Below are 18,989 nucleotides of genomic sequence, written 5' to 3' on the forward strand. Positions count from 1 at the left end.
CCAGTTCTCCTCTTTTATGGCAGTAGAAAAACTACTCGATGAGCGATATCCCGGGAAAGCTTCCCTCCCTCAATGGCCTCAGAGCCTTCGAAGTCGCGGCGCGCCACCTGAACTTCAGGCTTGCCGCCGAAGAGCTCGGCGTGACGCAGGGCGCCGTCGCCCAGCAGGTTCGCGGGCTCGAAGCGCAGCTTGGCTTGACCCTGTTCGAGCGGCTTCCCCGCACGCTGGCGCTGACGGCCGAAGGCCGACGCTACATCGCCGATATCAGACGCGCCTTCGAGATCATCGCGCGGGCAACGGACGAGCTGAAGCCACAGGCGATCAAGCTCACCATCAGCACGACGCCGACCTTCGCCTCCAAATGGCTGATCCCGCGCCTGCCTGACTTCACGGCTCTGCACCCCGATCTCGATCTGCATATTCTGGCGACCGAGCGCATCTCGAATTTCGTCGTCGATGGCGTCGATCTCGCCGTCCGCTATGGCCGCCCGCCCTTCGGGCCGGGCCTGAATGCCGAGCTCCTGTTCGAGCAGGAGGTCATTGCCGTCTGCAGCCCGCTGCTGCTTGCCGGCCGGAATGCACCGCGCACGGCGGAGGAGCTTGCGGCCTATCCGCTGCTGCACGATGCCCACAATCTCTGGCCGGAATTCGTCGAGCGCCATCTCACCAACAGCCGCAGCCCCTCCTTCAAGGGCATCAGCTTTTCGCAGACCTCGCACGCCATCGAGGCGGCGATTGCCGGACAGGGCATCGTTCTCGCCAACGGAGGCTTCGTCACCGACGATCTGGCCAAAGGCCGGCTGGTGCGTGTCTTCGAAGCCAGACTGCGCGGCCCTTCGGACATCTACCTCGTCTGGCCCCGCTACCGGAAATCTCCTGCGCGGGAAACCGTGATCGGCTGGTTGTTCACTGAGGCGCAGAAGGCAGGCTGAGCGCTCGCGCACGGGGCGGCGTCAGCTTGGCGGACATGAAGAACGACTAGCCCCTTGCGCAGGACGCCGGAGACACCAGATTCAATCTCTTCATTCCCTCCGATAAGCATCGATAATCACAGGCCTATTTAATGTTCCATTTCATTCTCGGGCTTCCATGGCTGGTTGTCCTCCTTCGCTTCATCCTGCCCCTGCCGTGGATATGGCCTGCCAAGGCGCTGCTTGCCGGCGTGCTCCTGGTCGCCTCCCAGCAGGTGCTGCTGAACCGCATCTCGTCAGGTTCCGTCTTCGCGCCCGAATATCCGCGCCCGCTGATTATCGTGCTGAATTTCCTCTTCGGTGCGACGCTCCTGTTGGCCGTCTTCCAGATCGCGCTGGATGCCGTCTCGCTTGTCCTTGCTCTCGTCGAGGGACAATTTCCCGTCGTGCCCCCTGAGATCCGCTATATCATTGGGCTCGCGGCCTTCGGCCTGGCCGCTTTCGGTGTCGCCGGAGCCGTGCGCATTCCACCCGTGAAGAATGTCGAGATAGCAATCCGGGATCTTCCCGACGCCTTCGACGGCTACCGCCTGCTGCAATTGACCGACCTGCATCTCAGCCGCCTCTTTCCGGCGTCCTGGGCCGAAGCGCTCGTGAAGAAGGCCAATGATCTGAAAACCGATCTGATCGTCGTGACCGGCGATTTCATCGACGGCCGCCTCGAAAAACGCCGTGCGGATGTCGCACCCCTGGCAAAGCTGGAGGCGCCCGACGGCATCTTCGCCATCCCCGGCAATCACGAATATTATTTCGGCTATGACGATTGGATGGAGCACGACGCCAGTCTTGGCATGCGCATGCTGATGAATGAGCACGCCGTCATCGAGCGCGAGGCGGGCCGCATCGTCATTGCCGGCGTGACGGATCTGGCAGCATTCGGCAGATCGATGCCCAATCCCGATCTTGCCGCGGCCCTGAAAGACGCGCCCTCTGAGGCCCCGATCATTCTTCTCGACCATCAGCCAAGAATGGCAGCCGAGACGGCCAAGGCGGGGATCGCACTGCAGCTGTCAGGGCATACCCATGGCGGCATGGTGCTAGGCCTCGATCGTCTGGTCGCCCGCGCCAATGGCGGCTTCGTCTCCGGCCACTACCAGGTCGGCGGCATGCAGCTCTATGTCAACAACGGCACCGCGCTCTGGCCCGGCTTTGCGCTCAGGCTCGGCCGGCCCTCGGAACTGACGGTGTTTACTCTGCGCAGGAACAATTCCTGAAACCGCTACGCCTCGGTCAGGGACGGCCATTCTTCTCCCGTACCAGCCTGCGAATACGCTCGATCACATCGGGATCGACAGGATTGTAGACGACCATGTTGAGATCGGGCCTGCCGTCGATGGCAAAGCCCGAATATTCCAGCTCGATATTGCCGAGAACAGGATGCCTCAGCCGCTTGGTGCCCTCGCCATGGGCGATCACCTCGTTCTCCTGCCAAATCGCTTTGAACTCCGGGCTGGCGCGGCAGAGTTCCTCGACCAGTTCGGCAATCTCCGAAGTAGCCCCTGCGCGCGCCGCATCCGCCCGGAAGGCACCGACGACGAAGCGGGCCACTGTTTCCCAGTCATGCTGGACGTTCCGGACGTTGGGGTTGCAGAACAGCATACGCAGGACATTCCTGTCCTCAGGTGCGAGCTTGCCGTAATCGGTCATGACAATGGTGGCCGCGCGGTTCCAGGCAACGATGTCCCAGGCCGCGGTGCGCACCAGCGCCGGGCTGACTTCAAACGTATCGAGAAGACGCTGCAGGCGCGGGCTGATGCCTTCGACGGCGCGGTAGCGAACCTCGGGCGGGCGGCCGAGGCCGAGCATGAAGAGATGCTCGCGCTCCGGTTCGGTCAGCATCAGCCCGTTTGCGATCCGGTTGAGAACATCGGACGACGGCGCCCCGCCGCGCCCCTGCTCCAGCCAAGTGTACCATGTGGGGCTGATATTGGCGCGCTGCGCCACCTCCTCGCGTCGCAAGCCCGGCGTGCGCCGGCGGCCCGAGAATCCGAACACGGCCGGATCGAGGCGCGAGCGGCGGTCGCGAAGGAAGGTGCCAAGGGGGTTGCCGTCGGTGCTCATACTGTCCCTGTTAGCAATTATAATAGGATAACGTCACTACTTTAACAGCATAAAACATAGCGCAATATTGGGGTCTGTAAAGCCAGTCGCGCAAAAGTGTGAAGCGGTTTTGCGATAACGTCATACGAAAAAACAAGGACTTAAAGCGTGCAGCGGCACGCTTTGAAACAAGGAGATACCCATGCGCATTTTCCTCACCGGCGCCACCGGCTTCATCGGCTCGGCCATCGTCCCCGAACTCCTGAAGGCGGGCCATCATGTCATCGGCATGACCCGCTCGGACGCCGGCGCAAAAGCGCTCGAAGAGGCAGGCGTCGAAGTTCACAAGGGGTCGCTGGAAGAGCCTGAAAGCGTCCGGAGCGGTGCCGAAAAGGCCGACGCCGTCATTCATACGGCCTTCGACCATGATTTTTCGCGTTTCGTCGAGAATTGCCAGAAGGACAGCCGCGTCATTGCCGCAATGGGCGAGGCTCTCAAGGGCTCGAACCGCCCGCTGCTCATCACATCAGGCACCGGCATCGGCAATGCCCATCTCGGAGAGCTCGCGAGCGAGGATGTCTTCAATATCGAGCATCCGAACCCGCGCATCGCTTCCGAACTTGCCGGCAACGCGCTTCTGGACGCCGGCGTCAACGTATCCGTCATGCGCCTTCCCCAAGTCCATAACACGTTCAAGCAGGGCCTCGTCTCGCCACTCATCGAAATATCAAAGGCAAAGGGCGTTTCCGCCTATGTCGGCGAAGGCCACAACCGCTTCCCCGCCGGCCACCTGCTGGATGTCGCCCTGCTCTATCGGCTGGCCATCGAACGTGCTGAACCCGGCGCCCGCTACAATGCCGTCGATGAGGAAGGTGTCTCAATGCGCGAGATCGCCGAGGCGTTGGGCCGCGGTCTGAAACTGCCCGTCGTCTCCATCGCGCCGGACAAGGCGTCCGAGCATTTCGGCTGGATGGGAATGTTCGCCGGCCTGGACTTCCCCGCCTCCAGCGAAAAGACTCGCCGCATCCTCGGCTGGAAGCCTGTTGGACCTGGCCTGATCGCCGATCTCGACGCGATGGATTACAGCGCGCTCGCAGCCTGAGCCGAACTTGCCGCCTGCGGGACGTCTTTCAGTTCCGCAGGCGCAACCTACCTCTTGTCGTCAGATTCCAAGGCCGCCGGCCACATCGATCACGCTGCCGGTCATGTACCCCCCATGCGGCCCCGCCAGATGGCAGATGAGCGCCGAGACTTCCTCGAGCGTTGCAATGCGCCTGATAGGATGCAGGTCCAGAAGCGCGTCAGGCACGCTGTCTCCCAGCACTTCGGCAGACATGTCGGTCGGCATCACGCCGGGCTGGACGACATTGACGGTGATGTTGCGGCCGCCGAGATCGCGCGCGACGCCTTTCGCATAGCCGATGAGGGCAGCCTTCGTACCGGCATAATCGGCAACGCCGGGAAACGGCACGCGCGTGCCGAACAGCGAGCCGATGAAGATGATCCGGCCGCCATCAGACAAGACAGGTGCCGCCGCCCGCGTGGCCGCCACCGTGCCCAACACATTGATCTGCCATTGGCGATCGAGGTTGACCACATCGAGCTCGGGATCATCGACTGTCTTGCCCTGCACAGCGATTGCCGCATTGTTGACGAGGATATCGAGCTTGCCGAAATAAGCGATCACCTTGTCGATCAACGGCTTGGCCGCCGTCATGTCGGCCTGGTCGCTCTGGATCGCCAGAGCCCGCACACCCCTGGCACGCAGCTTTTCAACCACCGCTTCCGCCTTGGCGGCAGAAGCCACATAGCTGATCGCAACATCAGCGCCCTGCGCCGCAAGCGCTTCAGCCGCCGCAGCACCAAGCCCACGCGACCCACCGGTCACGAGCGCGACCTTTCCGTTCAAAATCTCAGACATGAGTGTCCTTTCTACCCCGTCAAAGCACCACCCGCCCCTATCGGCAGGCAGAGCAGTTTTTTCGTAACGAATGTTACGGTAACGATTGGTATGAAATGTAGACAAAGCCTGTCAAGTGGTTTAATAACGATCATTATGAAATTGGCCGAGTTGATCTGATGGGACGCCATCGCGAATTTGACATGGAGAAAGTGCTCGATGCGGCGCTATGCGTTTTCTGGCGCAAGGGCTACGAGGGAGCGTCCTATGCTGACCTGACAGAGGCTGCCGGCGTCGAAAGACCCGCCCTCTATTCCGCCTTCGGCAACAAGGAAGCGCTCTTCCGGCGGGCGCTGGATCGCTATTCCGAGCGATATCTGGATTATCTTCCGGAAGCGCTCAAGCTCCCCACCTCGCGCCAGGTCGCAGCCCACATCCTCTACAATGCGGTCGACCTCAACACGCGTTTTCCCAATCATACGGGCTGTCTCGGCATCAATGGCGCCGTGGCGGGATCGGATGAAACCGAACCCGTGCGACAGGCGCTGATCGACTTCCGCGCCGCTGGCCAGGCACAGCTTCATGAGCGCTTCGAGCGGGCAAAGGCGGAAGGTGATTTGCCGGAAACGGTGAACACGGAAGCCCTTGCGGCATTCGTGATGGCAATGACCCACGGCATGGCGGTGCAGGCCAAAGCCGGCTTCAGCCGCGACATGCTGAACGCCGTTGCCGATCAGGCGCTGTCCACTTGGCCGGCAAAATCATCCTGAACCTCGGTGGACGGAAACCTATCCTGCCGCATTCATCTTGGCGCGCACCTCCAGAAAGGCCGCCGTCAGTCGCGCCAGAACCGGCGATTTGACTGATCCATTCGCCCCGCCGATCGGGTCTTCGATATGGATCCTCCTGAGATCCTCCATGAACTCGTCCCAGAGCGGCTGCCCGCCCTCCTCCAGCAACTCCGCGCGGATGCTGAGATCCTCGCTGACCGGTAAGTGCCTTCGCCCCCAGGCGCCGATCATCGCAAACATCGGCACGAGCTGGATGGAGGCCTCCGTCAGGCTGTAGATGGATTTCTGGCTGTGGGAGGGATCGTCGAGCTTGGTGATCAGCCCATAGGACATCAGCCGCTTGAGACGTGCCGCCAGGATATTGGAGGCGATACCCTCCTCCGACTGCGTCAGCAATTCGCGAAAGTGACGGCGATTGCCGAACATGATATCCCTGATGATGACGAGGCTCCATCGATCGCCCAACACCTCCATCGTCAGATTGATCGGGCAGCCCGACCGTATTTCGATATTCATATCCGACTCCATGAGAAAAACCAGTTGCATCATAGGATCAGTTATGCAACAACTCAACTGATTTCAAAATGCAACCAGATGGAGGCTGACATGGCACGTGTACGTGTTGCTGCATTTTCCCTTTCTATCGATGGTTTCGGCGCCGGTCCCGACCAGAGCATCGACAATCCGCTCGGCAAAGGCGGCATGGCGGTGCACCAATGGTTCTTCCCCACCCGCACCTTCCGCACCATGATCGGCAAGGACGACGGCACGACTGGCGTTGATGACCAGTATGGTGCGGCAGGCATGGCGGGCTTCGGCGCTTTCATCCTCGGCCGCAATATGTTCGGCCCGATCAGGGGCGAATGGCCTGACGAAGAGTGGAAAGGCTGGTGGGGGCCGAACCCGCCCTATCACGCGCCCACCTTCATCCTCACCCACCATGCCCGCGAGCCGATCGTCATGGAAGGTGGCACCACGTTCCATTTCATCACCGGCGGCATCGAGGAAGCGCTGGAAAAGGCCAAGGCCGCAGCCGGCGACAAGGACGTCAAGATCGGCGGCGGCGTCAGCACCGTGCGCCAGTATCTCAAGGCCGGCCTGATCGACGAGATACAATTCGCTATCTCTCCGGTTGTCCTCGGCAAGGGTGAAGCCATGTTCGAGGGTATCGACCTGCCGGCGCTCGGCTTCTCCGTCAAATCCCACGAGATGACCGAACTGGCCGCACATGTCGTGCTCTCGAAGTGAGGCCTGCCCATGCCCGCCGCCATGCCGCTGGTGATCTACCTGCACCCGCTCTCCTCCTACTCCCAGAAGGCGAAGATCGCCTTCTACGAGAAGAACCTGGCCTTCGAGGTGAAGCTTCTCGACGGCAGCGAGCCGATCACCTCGGAGTTTTCGGCAAAGTGGCCAATCAAGCGTTTTCCGATTCTTGAGCATGGCGGCGACTTCATTTTCGAAGCAACAAGCATCATTGAATATATCGACGCGCTCAGCCCCGGCGACCAACCGCTCATCCCCAAGGATGCGGCAACAGCCATCAAAGTGCGCATGTGGGACCGCTTCTTCGATAATTACCTGCAATATCCCCAGCAGCGGATGGTCAATGCCGCTCTCGGCCGGGAGGTCGAGCCCGATGACGGCTATGTCCGCTGGCGCCAGGCGCTCGAAACCGCTTATGGCATTCTCGACGCGCATATGAAGGGCCGGCAGTGGGTGGCCAGCGAGACCTTCAGTCTCGCCGATTGCTCGGCCGCCCCGGCCTTGCTCTATGCCGACTGGGCGCATCCGATCCCCGAGCATTTCCAGGATGCCCGCGCCTATCGCGGCCGCCTGCTCCAGCGCCCGAGCTATGCCCGCGCACTCGATGAAGCGCGCCCCTACCGCCACTTCTACCCGCTCGGGGCGCCGGCTGACCGGGATTGATTGGCCGGTATCCTACGACACCGGCCAATCCATTGCAGACGATCAGACGAGCCCCTGGCTGAAGCCGAATTCGCCCTCCGCTTCCGCCGCACGCACATCCTCACCAAACAGCATGTCATTATGCGGCCGGCCGCTGCGAACCATGGGATAGACGTTTTCGAGCGCCGCGACACGGCAGTCGAACAGGACAGGCCGGTCGATGACGATCATCTCCCTGATCTTCGCATCCAGCTCATCCGGCCTCTCGCAGCGCAAGCCCACCGCGCCATAGGCTTCCGCCAGCTTGACGAAGTCCGGCAGCGAAGCGGAGTAGGATCGATCCCGGCGGTTGCCATGCAGGATCTGCTGCCATTGCCGGATCATGCCGAGCTGCGCGTTGTTGAGAATGAAGATCTTCACCGGCGCCTGATGCTGCATAGCCGCCGAAAGCTCCTTCAGCGTCATCTGCACCGAGCCATCGCCGACAATGCCGAGAACCAGCCGCCCGGGATGGGCAATCTGCGCGCCGATGGCCGCCGGCAACCCGTATCCCATCGTGCCGAGCCCGCCAGAAGTGAGCCAGCGGTTCGGCGCCTCGATACCGAAGAGTTGCGCCGCCCACATCTGATGCTGACCGACATCGGTCGTCACGATCGGGTCGAGATCGGTAGTCAGCGCATGCAGCCGCTCCAGTGCATATTGCGGCATGATCTCGTCCCGGCGCCTCTCATAGGCAAAGGAGTTTCGCGTCCGCCACTCTTCGATCTCGGCCCACCAGCCCGCGAGCCGCCGTCGCTCAGGCGCTTCGGGAAGCGCCCGCCAGGCGTCAATCATCTCCGAAAGTGCGGCCGCCGCATCGCCAGCGATCCCGATATCGACTGATACATTCTTGTTGATCGAGGATGGATCGATATCGATATGGATCTTCTTCGAACCGGGCGAGAACTTGTCGACGCGCGAGGTGACGCGATCGTCGAAGCGCGCTCCGACAGCAATCATCAGATCGCAATCATGCATCGCCATATTGGCCTCGTAGGAGCCATGCATGCCCGGCATTTTCAGCCAGTTCGGTCCTGACGCGGGATAGGCGCCGAGCCCCATCAGCGTCGAGGTGATGGGAAAGCCCGTCAGTTCCACCAGCTCCCGCAAGAGCCGCGATGCTTCCGGCCCAGAATTGATGATGCCGCCGCCCGTATAGAGCACCGGCCGCTCAGCCCGCGCCATCATCGCAACCGCCGCCGCAATCGCCTCGCGATTACCGCCCGCCTGCGCCTGATAGCGCGCCGGCACCGATATCTCCTCCGGCCCGACATAAAGCCCGCTCGCAAACAGCACGTCCTTGGGCATATCGACCAGAACCGGCCCCGGCCGGCCCGATGTCGCGATCCTGAAGGCGAGATGGATCGTCTTCGCCAGATCATCGATGTGATCGACGAGGAAATTATGCTTGGTGCAAGGCCGCGTGATACCAACCGTATCACATTCCTGGAAGGCATCCGTGCCGATCAGCGTCGTTGGCACCTGCCCGGTCAGGCAGACGAGCGGAATGGAATCCATCAGCGCATCCTGCAGCGCCGTCACCGCATTGGTGACACCTGGTCCAGAGGTCACCAGCATGACGCCGACCTTGCCGGTCGAGCGGGCGTAACCTTCGGCGGCATGGCCGGCCCCCTGCTCATGGCGTACGAGCAGATGCTTGATCTCATCCTGCTGAAAGATCTCGTCATAGATCGGCAGCACGGCAGCGCCGGGATAGCCGAAGATGTGCTCGACGCCATTGTCGCGCAGCGCCTGCAGAACGATTTCGCCGCCGTTCATCAGGCGGCCAGAGGGAATATTCGCGGAAGTCTCGGGAGAATTTTGGGTAAAGCTAGCCTTATCGCCGGTCATAGCAATGTTCCGTCGTTGATGAGGTGATTGGGGGTGCGACGGGGCATAAAAAAAGGCCCCGTCAGGGACCTTGTGTTCGGCGCATGGGTGGCTAATGCCGGACGGTTACACCGTCCTGCCCATGCGCGATATCACCACTGCGAGAACCATTGCGATTTTCATGGGCGTAAGAGCTAACCGCAATTTTGCGGTCCGTCAATCGCATCTGTGCGTTCGGCCCGACCCGCTGTTCGTCCTGTCAGATGTTGATGGCTGATGAGTTATCGATCCGGCTTGGCTGCCGGGGCGTCCCGGCCCGCAGGCGAAACACGCCGCGCGGGACCGTCAAATCGTCTCCCGTCCAGAGAGCACCTCGATCGAAAGGCTGAAGAAGATCGGCGCGTCCAGCGGCTCATCCGTATCGGCGCCGAAATTGAAAGATCCGGGCTCCCACCAGAAGGCACGCTTTTCCAGAAGCGACCATGCATGGATGCGTTCATCTCGGCGCGCGGGCGTATCCGTCAGCTCCTCGAAACGACCGTGAACGAGGACGCTTTTCCACTTTCTGTCCTGGCCGAGTTCTTCGGCATGGAAACTGGCCAGGGGGTTTGCCCTGAGACGGTCGATCTTCAGGCCGGGCATGGAAAACATGAACAGCCGGCGTCCTTTATAGGCGTAGTGGATGGGAACGATATAGGGATATTGCTCACCGCTGCACCCGAGATGGCCAAACATGTGGTTCGCCAGAAACTCGATGCAGGCATTATCGGTCATTTCTCGCAGCTGCATGCTAGCCTCCGGTACTTTAAAGGTCCTGCCGTTGCTGACCCGGCGGGCCGAGCATCAATTTCGTCAGAAGTGCGATCTGCTCCTGCTGCTGGGCGACGAGCGATTTCAGATCGGTATTTCTGAGCTCGTCGAGCTTGTCATGCAGCGCCATGATCTCGATCTCAGCCTTCAAATTGACCTCGTAGTCGTGCGCGGCATCCACCCGGTCTTTGGCGGCATGCCTATTCTGGCTCATCATGATGACCGGCGCCTGCACGGCCGCCAGCATGGAAAGGATGAGATTGAGGAATATGAAGGGATAGGGATCGAAGGCGCGCGTTGCGGCCAGCAGATTGCCGGCGACCCATACTGCAAGGGCGATCCCGAAGAGGATGATGAAGGTCCACGAACCGCCGAATTCCGCCACCTTGTCGGCCAGCCGCTGCGACGGTGTCAGCTTTGCATCGAAGGACTGATTGGAATCACGGGCAATCGCGTGCCGGGAGATCAGTCGCCGGAAGACTGCCCGTTCGCGCTCGGTTAAGAGCTCGAAAGGTTTGCCGAGGTACCTGTTCGCGCCGGAACCGATTGCCTCGTCGGAGATTTCAGCAACAGTGCCGGCCGACATGATGTTCTCCCGTCGAATGCACCGGCCGGCACCGGACCACGACATATGGCCGATCAGCCGCCGGCATTGATCCCAGATTACGGTGTCACTTCGGATTGCGATGTCACATCGAGGGAATCTTCGATACGCTTCAAGTGGTAGATAACGCGTCTCTTGCGATCGTACAGCCTGCCCAACAGCGCATTTTCGACATCCAGCGGCCTCCCCGTCAGCCGCAGCCTTTTAACGACGATTTCCTGGCCGGTGATGCGCTGCTCCGCCTTCACGGCGTGGAGCCTTGCGAACCTCAGATCCTTATTTCCATATCGTGCCGATTGCATATCTATCTCGCCAATCATTTTCGTTATCCGCGTCTGGCCGAGACGCTGTTCTTTGCGGCCATTGCCCCTGGGAGGTCGACGGCACGAACGTTATGATCCGCGCTTCTGCAGCAGGTTCCCCGCCTGTTCGATGGGTGCCGGCCGAAAGGAAAATTCATAGATAGAAAAACAAATCATAGCACGTTCTTCGATTATTCTCATAAAATAAATATTATATATCGAAATTAGAGACTTTTCTAAAATCAGAAAATAAAATAGCGAAGAAAATCGCGTCAGGTTATACGAACAATCTTCCTTTTGTCTCTGCACGCTCCGGCGACTGCGCAACAATTCTACGTTACAGCGCCTGTTATCTTCGGCGAAAAACGCCATGAAGCCGTCACCTGGAATTGGGGTGACGTGTGTTGGACTTTCATGGCCGCTAGAGCTATCGCAGACAGGCAGGCCGCCAATCGCGTCTCTGCACCCCCTATTGCTTATGGCATCGGCTGAGCAATATCCGTTGCTGTCGCTATCGGCATGCCGTGCAAGCGTTGGCGACAAGATCAGCCGGGCCGCATGGCGTTCCAAGCCCTCTTGGTACCTCGTTGCGGCCAAAGACGAAACGATCCCGCCGGCCGTGGAATGCGATTCCGCCGCGCACATGAAGGGCGAGACGCTTGTCCTGCAAAGCGGCCACGTCCCCATGCTGTCGCAGCCCGAAGCGGTCGCAGACTTTGTCGCCAGTGCCGCGGCCGCGATCGACGCCTGACCCTCCCGAGGGCGTGGCTTTCGTCGCGCCCTCGCAGGGAAACTTTCTCAATCGAATGTCGCCTGCACGATCCATGCCTCCTCTTCGCTCGGAATATCAAAGCCTTGGACATATTTCGCGAGCAGCTCGTCCGTTATCGGAAACGCGGCATTTGCATCACGTCGTGCTGAGCGTTCTCTCAAACGGCCGCGCAAAATCGCTTCCTCCACATGAAGATAAATGATGCAGCACCGGTGATCACGGGCTTCGACAAGCCCACGGTAGCGGGTGCGAGCCGCCCCATTCCAGAAGGCAAAATCGATCACTGCCTTCGTGCCGCGCATCAGCTGGTCTTCAAGGCGGAGCCTCAGCCGCGTTTCCGCGGCGGCCTGCAGATCGGCATAGGCGGCCTCCGGATAATCGACGCCAAAACGCCCGTCATGCCGCCAGACCTCTTCGTCGATCGAGAAACGCTCACATCCGAGCGCCTCCAGCCGCTGTGCAAAGGTCGTCTTACCGGAACCTGCCAAACCGCACATCATGAACACGATCCGCGGCTCGGTTCGTACAAGATCTTCGGCGGCAGCCACTGCCTGCCGATAAGACATCACCATCCGAAACTCGCCTCCTGCGATCCTGATCGGCGACGGAACCTCCGCGTTTGACCTTGTGCCTCGCGCCTCGACTGACGAGAGCCGGCCACCACCTATGTACGTATTTCTATCCCTCTGAACTTGCTCACACAATGCGTCAGTGGCGGACACGCTTTCCGTCAATTGCCAATGAGAAGGCCATCACCAGGGGATAGCGCCCTGCTCGCTCTGGCAAATGCCTTTGAGGTCGTGCCCTTGAAGCAAAGCCATTCGCACCGGAAAAGCCGCAGCCTCCGAGGGGGTGCGATCGCCGCGGTGGCCGCTGAGATCGGTGGCGACGAGGCCGGGGCAAGCCGATACGGCGGTGATCCCGGTATCGCTGAGCTCGGCATTGAGCTGGACCGTGAGCATGTTCAGCGCCGCCTTCGAGGCATTGTAGCCGATAAGGCGAACGCCATAGAACGGCCAGCTTGGATCGCCGTTCAGCGTCAGGGAGCCGAGGCTGCTGGTCATGTTGACGATGCGCCCTGCCCCGGCCCTGCGCAAGAGCGGCAGCATCGCCTGCGTCACCGCGAGCGCGCCGATGAAATTGGTCTCCAGCTCGCGGCGCACAGCCTCCAGCGAGGCCTTGCCGGGAGCGCCGTCGGTATAGTCGGCAATGCCGGCATTGTTGACGAGAATATCGAGGCGGCCGTGCCCGGCATCGATCTCGGCAGCGGCGGCAGCGATGCTCCCGGTGTCGCAGACATCGATCCGGATGAACGACACATCAAGCCCCTGCGAGGCGAGTTCCTCGGCCGCCGATTGCCCGCGCTCGGCATCACGCGCGCCGAGCATAACTGTCACGCCGGCCTGGGCGAGCTGTCTGGCGATTTCATATCCGATACCCTTGTTTGCGCCGGTCACGAGCGCGATGCGGCTGGAGCTGTTGGTCATCTGAAGATCCTTGAAAATCCCGTTCGTTGCGAGCAGATTGAAAATAAGAAGGATTCTTCAGGTTTTGAATTCGCATATGGTTTCCGCCCAGACATCAGCTGCAAATGCCCGCAAATCACCGCGTCAGGCGCGGTCGGTGAACACCGTCGAGGCAATTTTCGAAGCGACGATTCAGGTTTTGATATCCGACGGGCCGGGTGATCTGACGACCACCCGTGTCGCGGAAAGAGCCGGTGTCTCCGTGGGCTCCCTCTACCAGTATTTCCCAAACAAGCAGGCCTTGTTCCACGCCGTCAACGAGCGCTACCTGACGATGCTGGCAGAACGCGTGGAAGCGGCCTGCCTCGCCCATCGCGGCGCGCGGTATGCCGAGATGGCCGATGCGCTCGTCAGCACCTATATCGAGGTCAAGATCGAGCGCCGCGACGTCACGATCGCCCTCTACCGCGCCGCCGCCGAAGTGGACGTTGCCGAGATCGTCGAGGCCATGTCGCAGCGCATCGAAGCGGCGAGCCAAGCCATGTTCACCACCGCCTCGGATGCGAAATTCGCCAATCTCTCTACGGTCAACGTGATGATGCTGAACGTGCTCTGCGGCACCGTCCGCAACGTCTTCGAGCGGGATATGTCAGAACTTCTCGTCGACGGCGGATTGCGGACGCAACTGACGTTCATGTTCTGCACCTATCTGGATGCTGCAAAGTTTCCGCCGTCGGAAGCTTAGGTGTCGCCGACAAGCAGGTCATAAATCAGCCAACGCGCGATTGAACTTACCGGCTCCTGCTCCAACCCTCAGTGATGTATTTTTAACCTCAAAATCACGCAAAGCGTGTAATCGGTAGCACGCTTCAGCGGATCGTATTATCGGTCTAACGATCAAAAGTCAGTTTTGACTAAGGAAAGCCCGTGCGTGTTCGCATCATCTGCGTGCTGATTTTGTCAGTTGCATTTGCCGTCTTTCTGACTGCAGTGATGACGTTTGGTGAGTCATTTTACGTCGATTATTATTACGGAGGCTTGGGTTCGACAGACCCGATATTCATTGCTGCTTCTGCTATCCTGGGTCTTGTGACAGCGGGAGGCTTGTGGCTGGCAGATATTCAGAAGCGTAGGCTGCCGCTGCCCATTCTGCCGCTCGCCATAGTTCTGGCGATGGGTGTCGGGTACGGAAGTACCGCGCTCGCCTTTCAGTACGCTTCGTCCCGATATGACATCCTCACCGACGACTGCTACTATGACAACGCATTGGCTTATCGGAGGGCGTCAGGCGTCTTCATCTCATGGGGCGGAAAAACTGCTTTTCATCCGCTCCAGAAAGTTCGATCGATGAATCCCCTACCAGCCGCAGTTCCGAAATCGACTGAAGCATGATTCAAGGCCGCCTTCCGGAAGGCTGCTTTGCCGCCTGGAAACCTGGCTGCGGCCGATAAAGGCTATGTCAGTGGTGAAGCGATATTGATCCACAGCGTAGAGCCTATCAAGCGATCGCAAGCTCTTCGCCCTTACTCCGCCAGCTCCCGCATGACCTTGATGAGGTCTGACTTGCCCTCGAAGCCGATGCCGGGCAGCTCCGGCATGGTGATGTGGCCGTCGATCACCTGAACGCCGTCGGGGAATCCGCCATAGGGCTGGAAGAGATCGGGATAGCTCTCATTGCCACCTAGGCCGAGACCAGCCGCGATATTGAGCGACATCTGGTGGCCGCCATGCGGAATGCAGCGCGAGGGCGACCAGCCGAACTGCCGCAGCACGTCGAGTGTGCGCAGATATTCGACAAGCCCGTAGGACAGCGCGCAATCGAACTGCAGGTAATCGCGATCCGCACGCATGCCGCCATAGCGCAGCAGGTTGCGGGCGTCCTGATGCGAGAAGAGGTTCTCGCCGGTTGCCATCGGCGCATCGTAGAATTCGGAGATGGCCGCCTGCAGCGCATAATCGAGCGGGTCGCCGATTTCCTCGTACCAGAAGAGCGGATAGTCGCGCAGCATCTTGGCATAGGCGATGCCGGTCTCCAGATCGAAGCGGCCGTTCGCATCGACGGCAAGCTGCGCCTCAGAACCGATCTCTTCGAGAACGGATTCGATGCGGCCGCGGTCTTCCTCGATCGAAGCACCGCCGATCTTCATCTTGACCACGGTGTAGCCGCGGTCGAGATAGCCGCGCATCTCCTTGCGCAAGGCGCTGTTGTCCTTGCCGGGATAGTAGTACCCACCGGCCGCATAGACGAAGACCTTCGGGTCAGCCTCCCTGCCCTTCATGTCAGCCAGCAGCCGGAAGAGCGGCTTGCCCTCGATCTTGGCAACGGCATCCCACACCGCCATGTCGATCGTGCCAACCGCGACCGAGCGCTCGCCGTGACCGCCGGGCTTTTCATTCTTCATCATCGCCGCCCAGATCCTGTGCGGATCGAGATTGGTGCCGGCATCATTCACGAGGCTTTCCGGCGCCGCTTCCAGAATACGATCCCTGAAGCGCTCGCGGATAAGGCCGCCCTGGCCATAACGGCCATTGGAGTTGAAGCCGTAGCCAACCACGCGCCGCCCGTCTCTCACGACATCGGTGACGACGGCCACCAGGCTCGCCGTCATCTTGCTGAAGTCGATATAGGCGTTGCGGATCGGCGACGCGATCGGCTTCGTCACTTCGCGGACATCGATGATACGCATGGCAGTCTCCCAGTCCGGATCTGAGGGCCGTTGCCCTCGCATAGGAACGATTTAGGCGAAATCCGCCCTCACCGTCCAATGCCGATCCGGGTTCTTTCAATGCCGGACCGGCACTGCAGATTTCCCGTTTCACCGAAAATCACCATGAAATAGCTTGAAATCCTTGGAACGATGCCGTTCTGTCAATGCTCCCTAAGCATCAGAAAAACGGATGAACCATCGTGGAAACCGCCTGGCTCGCCGATCTCCAGGCTCTCGCCGAAACGCTGAACTTTTCGAGAGCAGCAGAGAAGCGCCACATCACCCAGCCGGCTTTTGGGCGCCGCATCAAGTCTCTTGAGGACTGGTGCGGGTCCGAACTCGTCGATCGCTCGACGCATAGGTTGAAGCTGACCCCTGCGGGCGAAGCCATGCTGGAGGCGGCAAACGATATCGCTGCACGGCTGGAGCGCGTTTTCAGTGATCTCGAGCAGATGCGTGCGGCGACCTCGACCGTGACCTTCGCCGCCACCCACGCCCTCTCCTTCATCTTCTTCCCCGGCTGGATTCAGGCCCTCGGCCACGAGGCATCGACGATGCCGATCCGCCTCCTCTCGGACAATATGAACGAGTGCGAGCGGATCATGACGGAAGGCCGCGCCCAATTCCTGCTCTGTCACGACCACCAGAACAGCAGGATCCGCCTCGACAGGAATGCCTACAGGCATGTGGAGCTTGCGACCGACCGCCTGATCCCCGTCAGCGGGCGGGACCGGGATGGCCAGCCGCTCCACAGCATCTCGGAGGCAACGGATCGCACAATCCCGCATCTCGCCTTCGAAGAAACATCCGGAATGGGCCGCATCCTCTCGTCCGCCCTCTCCGCCCACACAGGTCAGCTGCACCTCTCGACTGTCTTCACTTCCCATCTGGCCATGGCGCTGAAGGCGCTCGCCATTGAGGGAAAAGGCGTCGCCTGGATACCGGAGAGCCTGGCAGCCGACGAGATGGGACCGGATGGAAGACTGACCTCAGCCGGATCGGCGGACTGGGCGGTCGACGTCAAGATCGTGCTGATCAGACCACGGGCGCGCATGACTGACATTGCCGAGAGCTTCTGGACCCTGGTTCAAGGCAAGGATTGGCGTTCAGGCCGCCGACAGCTGCCTGCAATGGTGCCACCCGGGCAGCAGATCATTTCATGAGCGCGGCCTGTCTCAGCGCCGCGTGAATATCGCTGACGACGGCAGCCCCTTCGCCGACGGCTGCGGCAACCCGCTTCGTCGAACCGGCCCGGACATCGCCGATCGCAAAGACGTTCGGCAGACTGGTTTCCAGTTGCAGGGAGCGCCTTCCCAGTTCCTCTTCGACATCAGGGCTGAAGGTCGTACCGGTCCTGATGAAGCCCCTGTCATCCGTCTTGATGCGGCACTTGATCCAGTCGGTATTCGGGTCGGCGCCGATGAACATGAAGACGCGGCGAAGATTGTAGTTCTTCCCGGACTGCGCCCTGAGATCCGTGATGGTTGCCGCCAGGCGACCATGCAGATCTTCCGACAGCGCTGTCAGTTCGCATCCGAGATGCATCTCCACGTTTGGCAATGCCGCAATGCGATCGATCAGATAGGTGGACATGGTTTCGGTCAGGCTTCGGCGGATCACCAGGTGGAGACGCCGGACCCGCGGCGCCAGGAATGCGATCGCCTGGCCGGCCGAATTGCCGCCGCCAACGAGCGCTATATCGTCGTTTTCGCACAATTTCGGTTCGATTGCGGATGCCCAATAGGAAATGCCAGCGCCCTCGAAGCGCGCTATGTCGGGAATATCGGGCCTGCGGTACCTGGCGCCTGAGGCGATGACGACGGTTCGCGCCTTGACCGTCCTGTCTCCGCCAATCCGCAATACCATAGGGTCGGTCTTGCGTTTGCCGGCCGGGGCCGGAATCAGTTCATCGACATCGAGCGGCAAGGCGATCTCCGCCCCAAATTTGAGCGCCTGGTTGAAGGCGCGGCCCGCGAGCGCCTGGCCTGAAATTCCGGTCGGAAAGCCGAGATAGTTTTCGATACGGGAGGAACTGCCGGCCTGTCCGCCGATCGAACGTGCGTCGATGACGATAACGCTGAGCCCCTCCGATGCCGCGTAGACCGCAGCCGCCAGACCCGATGGACCTGCTCCGACGATTGCCACATCGTAGACGATTGCCGGATCGAGCTCCGGCGTGATGCCGAGGCAGCAGGCAGCTTCAGCGTCTGTCGGATGCTTGAGTACCGTTCCGTTGGGGCAGACCATGAGCGGCAATTCGCTCGCCAGTATCCCAAGCCTCTCCACCAGGCCGCGGCCTTCGTGGTCCGAGGCCGCATCGAGGACGACATGGGGATAGCCGCTTCGGGTCAGAAAGCCCTGCAGGCGAACCAGATTGGGCTCTCCGGGATTGCCGATCAGAACCGAACCGGCGCCGCCGAAATTGATCAGTTCCACGCGCCGCAGGATATAGGCGCGCATGATGATCTCACCGATATCGGCCGATCCTATGATGAGAGCCTTCAGATGCGCGGCATCGAATGCCAGCGCCACACATCCTTCCGGCCCGGCACGTCCGCCTGCAAGCACGGGCCGTCCGGAGAGCTGACTGACCTCTCCCGAAAACTGCCCTGTGCCATGGCTCGTGATCAGCGCTTCCGGCATCGACAGCCCGTCGTGCCTGAAGACATCGAGGCGGCCGGAGAGGATCAGCCATGCGGGCGAATGCCTGTCACCGATCTGGGACACGATCTCGCCGGGGACAAAGGAATGCGGGCCACTGCTGGCAAAGCGTGTCGCCATTTGAACTTGTGCGGCACTCAGCACCGGAAACATCTGGTGACGGCGGGTTTCGAGGCTGTCGGAGCTCATG

21 protein-coding genes are annotated in these 18,989 nt (G+C 60.6%); 10 read left to right on the forward strand and 11 right to left on the reverse strand.

The annotated features are described in order from the left end of the window. Positions 1–38: 38 nt before the first annotated feature. Together gcvA and AC1DTN_RS10115 are read left to right on the forward strand one after the other, a co-directional pair. A complete protein-coding gene (gene gcvA, locus AC1DTN_RS10110) occupies positions 39–932 on the forward strand; it encodes a transcriptional regulator GcvA (RefSeq protein ID WP_113321354.1) in 894 nt (297 codons plus the stop codon). Positions 933–1,063: 131 nt separating this feature from the next. Beyond that, positions 1,064–2,185, forward strand: a complete 1,122-nt coding sequence (locus AC1DTN_RS10115; RefSeq protein ID WP_113321353.1) for a metallophosphoesterase — start codon at positions 1,064–1,066, stop codon at positions 2,183–2,185. 16 nt (positions 2,186–2,201) lie between these two features. Here AC1DTN_RS10115 and AC1DTN_RS10120 read toward each other — a convergent pair whose 3' ends face one another. Continuing rightward, entirely contained in the window at positions 2,202–3,032 is an 831-nt protein-coding gene (locus AC1DTN_RS10120) for a helix-turn-helix transcriptional regulator (RefSeq protein ID WP_477920701.1), read from the reverse strand. A 181-nt stretch (positions 3,033–3,213) separates the two neighbouring features. Here AC1DTN_RS10120 and AC1DTN_RS10125 point away from each other — a divergent pair, with 181 nt between their 5' ends. Next, entirely contained in the window at positions 3,214–4,113 is a 900-nt protein-coding gene (locus AC1DTN_RS10125) for an SDR family oxidoreductase (protein ID WP_477920702.1), read from the forward strand. A gap of 60 nt (positions 4,114–4,173) precedes the next feature. Here AC1DTN_RS10125 and AC1DTN_RS10130 read toward each other — a convergent pair whose 3' ends face one another. After that, positions 4,174–4,932, reverse strand: coding sequence for an SDR family NAD(P)-dependent oxidoreductase (locus AC1DTN_RS10130; protein ID WP_477920703.1), 759 nt, complete (start codon positions 4,930–4,932; stop codon positions 4,174–4,176). A gap of 158 nt (positions 4,933–5,090) precedes the next feature. On the opposite strand from AC1DTN_RS10130, the gene AC1DTN_RS10135 reads away from it, so the two are divergent. Then, on the forward strand, positions 5,091–5,681 hold the full coding sequence (locus AC1DTN_RS10135; protein WP_113321349.1) for a TetR/AcrR family transcriptional regulator: 591 nt from the start codon (positions 5,091–5,093) through the stop codon (positions 5,679–5,681). A gap of 18 nt (positions 5,682–5,699) precedes the next feature. Here the strand turns inward: AC1DTN_RS10135 and AC1DTN_RS10140 are convergent, their stop codons facing one another. Beyond that, positions 5,700–6,218, reverse strand: coding sequence for a winged helix-turn-helix transcriptional regulator (locus AC1DTN_RS10140; RefSeq protein WP_113321379.1), 519 nt, complete (start codon positions 6,216–6,218; stop codon positions 5,700–5,702). Positions 6,219–6,308: 90 nt separating this feature from the next. Between AC1DTN_RS10140 and AC1DTN_RS10145 the strand changes: the two genes are divergently transcribed. Both AC1DTN_RS10145 and AC1DTN_RS10150 read left to right on the forward strand, forming a co-directional pair. Continuing rightward, positions 6,309–6,950 carry a dihydrofolate reductase family protein gene (locus AC1DTN_RS10145; RefSeq protein ID WP_477920705.1) on the forward strand — a complete coding sequence of 214 codons (642 nt, stop codon included), beginning with the start codon at positions 6,309–6,311 and terminating at the stop codon, positions 6,948–6,950. 21 nt (positions 6,951–6,971) lie between these two features. Continuing rightward, positions 6,972–7,628, forward strand: coding sequence for a glutathione S-transferase family protein (locus tag AC1DTN_RS10150; RefSeq protein ID WP_477920985.1), 657 nt, complete (start codon positions 6,972–6,974; stop codon positions 7,626–7,628). 42 nt (positions 7,629–7,670) lie between these two features. Here the strand turns inward: AC1DTN_RS10150 and AC1DTN_RS10155 are convergent, their stop codons facing one another. The 4 genes from AC1DTN_RS10155 to AC1DTN_RS10170 all read right to left on the reverse strand — a co-directional run bounded on the left by AC1DTN_RS10155 (position 7,671) and on the right by AC1DTN_RS10170 (position 11,210). Then, the gene (locus tag AC1DTN_RS10155) at positions 7,671–9,497 is read right to left on the reverse strand and encodes an acetolactate synthase 3 large subunit (protein ID WP_477920706.1); all 1,827 of its coding nucleotides are present in this window, start codon (positions 9,495–9,497) and stop codon (positions 7,671–7,673) included. A gap of 324 nt (positions 9,498–9,821) precedes the next feature. Then, positions 9,822–10,265, reverse strand: coding sequence for a pyridoxamine 5'-phosphate oxidase family protein (locus tag AC1DTN_RS10160; protein WP_477920707.1), 444 nt, complete (start codon positions 10,263–10,265; stop codon positions 9,822–9,824). A gap of 16 nt (positions 10,266–10,281) precedes the next feature. Next, positions 10,282–10,872, reverse strand: coding sequence for a DUF1003 domain-containing protein (locus tag AC1DTN_RS10165; RefSeq protein WP_477920708.1), 591 nt, complete (start codon positions 10,870–10,872; stop codon positions 10,282–10,284). A gap of 77 nt (positions 10,873–10,949) precedes the next feature. Continuing rightward, positions 10,950–11,210: a hypothetical protein gene (locus AC1DTN_RS10170; protein WP_477920710.1), complete on the reverse strand. Its 261-nt coding sequence runs from the start codon at positions 11,208–11,210 to the stop codon at positions 10,950–10,952. 484 nt (positions 11,211–11,694) lie between these two features. Between AC1DTN_RS10170 and AC1DTN_RS10175 the strand changes: the two genes are divergently transcribed. Then, the gene (locus AC1DTN_RS10175) at positions 11,695–11,943 is read left to right on the forward strand and encodes an alpha/beta fold hydrolase (RefSeq protein WP_477920712.1); all 249 of its coding nucleotides are present in this window, start codon (positions 11,695–11,697) and stop codon (positions 11,941–11,943) included. A gap of 47 nt (positions 11,944–11,990) precedes the next feature. Here AC1DTN_RS10175 and AC1DTN_RS10180 read toward each other — a convergent pair whose 3' ends face one another. Together AC1DTN_RS10180 and AC1DTN_RS10185 are read right to left on the reverse strand one after the other, a co-directional pair. After that, positions 11,991–12,698 carry a P-loop nucleotide/nucleoside kinase family protein gene (locus tag AC1DTN_RS10180; RefSeq protein WP_477920713.1) on the reverse strand — a complete coding sequence of 236 codons (708 nt, stop codon included), beginning with the start codon at positions 12,696–12,698 and terminating at the stop codon, positions 11,991–11,993. 18 nt (positions 12,699–12,716) lie between these two features. After that, positions 12,717–13,451 (reverse strand): SDR family oxidoreductase, encoded by a 735-nt coding sequence (locus AC1DTN_RS10185; protein WP_477920714.1) that lies wholly within the window; start codon positions 13,449–13,451, stop codon positions 12,717–12,719. A gap of 136 nt (positions 13,452–13,587) precedes the next feature. Here AC1DTN_RS10185 and AC1DTN_RS10190 point away from each other — a divergent pair, with 136 nt between their 5' ends. Both AC1DTN_RS10190 and AC1DTN_RS10195 read left to right on the forward strand, forming a co-directional pair. Next, positions 13,588–14,175, forward strand: coding sequence for a TetR/AcrR family transcriptional regulator (locus tag AC1DTN_RS10190; protein WP_477920716.1), 588 nt, complete (start codon positions 13,588–13,590; stop codon positions 14,173–14,175). Positions 14,176–14,357: 182 nt separating this feature from the next. Then, complete coding sequence (locus AC1DTN_RS10195; protein ID WP_477920717.1) at positions 14,358–14,822, forward strand: hypothetical protein; 465 nt, start codon at positions 14,358–14,360, stop codon at positions 14,820–14,822. A gap of 131 nt (positions 14,823–14,953) precedes the next feature. On the opposite strand, the gene AC1DTN_RS10200 is transcribed toward AC1DTN_RS10195, so the two are convergent. Then, the gene (locus AC1DTN_RS10200) at positions 14,954–16,117 is read right to left on the reverse strand and encodes a mandelate racemase/muconate lactonizing enzyme family protein (RefSeq protein WP_477920718.1); all 1,164 of its coding nucleotides are present in this window, start codon (positions 16,115–16,117) and stop codon (positions 14,954–14,956) included. Positions 16,118–16,338: 221 nt separating this feature from the next. Here AC1DTN_RS10200 and AC1DTN_RS10205 point away from each other — a divergent pair, with 221 nt between their 5' ends. Continuing rightward, positions 16,339–17,301: a LysR family transcriptional regulator gene (locus tag AC1DTN_RS10205; protein WP_477920720.1), complete on the forward strand. Its 963-nt coding sequence runs from the start codon at positions 16,339–16,341 to the stop codon at positions 17,299–17,301. On the opposite strand, the gene AC1DTN_RS10210 is transcribed toward AC1DTN_RS10205, so the two are convergent. Beyond that, positions 17,291–18,988 carry an FAD-dependent oxidoreductase gene (locus tag AC1DTN_RS10210; RefSeq protein WP_477920721.1) on the reverse strand — a complete coding sequence of 566 codons (1,698 nt, stop codon included), beginning with the start codon at positions 18,986–18,988 and terminating at the stop codon, positions 17,291–17,293. The two genes, AC1DTN_RS10205 and AC1DTN_RS10210, sit on opposite strands and share 11 nt — an antisense overlap. Position 18,989 lies beyond the last annotated feature (1 nt).

This window comes from Rhizobium sp. 01T444 (assembly GCF_056398305.1).